Consider the following 1,711-nt stretch of genomic DNA (forward strand, 5'->3'; position numbering starts at 1 on the left):
GGCCGCTGTCTCGGCTTCGGGTAGTGCTGTCTCGGCTTCGGGTAGTGTCACATCCTCGGCTTCGGGTAGTGCCGTCTCGGTCGTCACGGCCTTCGAGTGGTTGCCGGGCCCGGACCCGGGTGCGGATCCGTGAGCTACCAGGGGACCGGAGGCCGGGCGCGTCCCGACCCTGCGGCCCGTGACCGGCGCCGAGCGTGGTATCGGCATGGTGTGCTCGTCCCGGTATCCGGCCGGCCCGGGAGCGCCGCCGGTCGTCGACCGGCGGCGCAGACGCTCCCCCAGCAGCATGATCATGCCGTTCACGGTGAGGAACACGGCGGCCGGCAGCGGCCGGCCCAGGTGGGTGCGCAGCGGATGCTCGAGGAGCAGCCCGACGATGCCCACCGGAACGGTCCCAAGGATGATCAGCCAGGCGAGCCGGCCGTCGGCGGTGGTGACCCGCCGGTCCCGGACCGAGACGGCCAGGCCCGTGATGATGCGCCGCCAGTCGTCACGGAAGGCGACGATAAGCGCCGCGGCGGTGGCCACGTGCACGGCGACGATGAAGGCGAGGTAGGGCGACTCGGGCGCGGAGACGTCGAGGTCCGCTGCCCATCGGCCGCCGATGAGAGCCGGCACGAGCACGCTGTGACCAAGGCTGGACACCGGGAACAACTCCGTGGCGCCCTGCAGGGCACCGATCACGCCCGCCTCGGCGTAGCTGAACGAGGACATGCCCGGCACCGTGCGCCTTCGATCATGTGAACATGGTGTGATGACCGAGTCCCGCGGCGCCACCGGCCGTGACACCGGCCGCAGACCGGAGCGGTTCTGCGCTCGCAGCAGCTCTACGATCCGTTCCATGCGGGTACTGGTCGTCGAGGACGAGGCGCGCACCGCCGCCCTGCTCCGCCGTGGCCTGGTCGAGGAGGGCTACGCGGTCGACGTCGTCGGTGACGGCGCCGACGCGGTCTGGCAGGCGACCGAGATCGGCTACGACGCGATCGTCCTGGACCTCATGCTTCCCGGTCTCGACGGATTCGAGGTGTGCCGCCGCCTGCGCGAGGCGGGCCGCTGGGCCCCGGTGCTCATGCTCACCGCCCGGGGGGACGTTGACGACCGTATCCGCGGTCTCGACGCGGGTGCCGACGACTACCTGCCCAAGCCGTTCAGCTTCGGGGAACTGACCGCCCGGCTGCGGGCGCTCGTGCGGCGCGGGGCCGTGGAACGCCCCACCGTCCTGCGGATCGGGGATCTTCGCCTCGACCCGGCCGAGCACCGCGTCCTGCGGGCTGGATCGCCACTCGACCTGTCCGCGAAGGAGTTCGCGCTCCTCCACCTGCTCATGCGCCATCCCGACGAGGTTCTGACCCGTACCTATATCGTCGATCACGTCTGGGACTTCGCCTTCGACGGCACCTCCAACATCGTCGACCAGTACGTGCGCTACGTCCGCCGGAAGATCGACATTCCGGACGGTCCGTCGCTCATCGAGACCGTCCGCGGGGTCGGATACCGGCTACGGACCCCGGCCGAGACGCCGCCCGGGAGGTCCCGCACACCTGATGTGTCTGCCGCGCCCGGTGCGTCTGCCGCGCCCGGCCCGGTCGTCGACGGGGGATCGTAGCCCGACGTGCCGATCCGGGTGAGGCTGACCCTGCTGTTCGCGCTGGGGACCGCGATCGTGCTCGCCGTCGCTGGCGTCCTGTTCTACCTGCTGCTCCGGGTGAAC

The 1,711-nt window shown here is 71.1% G+C and carries 2 protein-coding genes; one reads left to right on the top strand and one right to left on the bottom strand.

Going from position 1 to position 1,711, the window contains the following annotated elements; all coding sequences use genetic code 11:
• Positions 1 to 714: undecaprenyl-diphosphate phosphatase (locus KBI5_RS16990; RefSeq protein ID WP_198537762.1), on the bottom strand; the 714-nt coding region annotated here is incomplete at its 3' end.
• A 127-nt stretch (positions 715 to 841) separates the two neighbouring features.
• Between KBI5_RS16990 and KBI5_RS16995 the strand changes: the two genes are divergently transcribed.
• The gene (locus KBI5_RS16995; protein ID WP_023840282.1) at positions 842 to 1,606 is read left to right on the top strand and encodes a response regulator transcription factor; all 765 of its coding nucleotides are present in this window, start codon (positions 842 to 844) and stop codon (positions 1,604 to 1,606) included.
• Positions 1,607 to 1,711: the final 105 nt, after the last annotated feature.

The sequence above is a fragment of the Frankia sp. KB5 genome (assembly GCF_002099325.1).
Lineage (GTDB): Bacteria > Actinomycetota > Actinomycetes > Frankiales > Frankiaceae > Frankia > Frankia casuarinae.

What these genes read in the sequence shown, in the direction of transcription:
- KBI5_RS16995 (WP_023840282.1), top strand. Translation starts at nt 842, where the DNA reads ATGCGGGTACTGGTCGTCGAGGACGAGGCGCGCACCGCCGCCCTGCTC.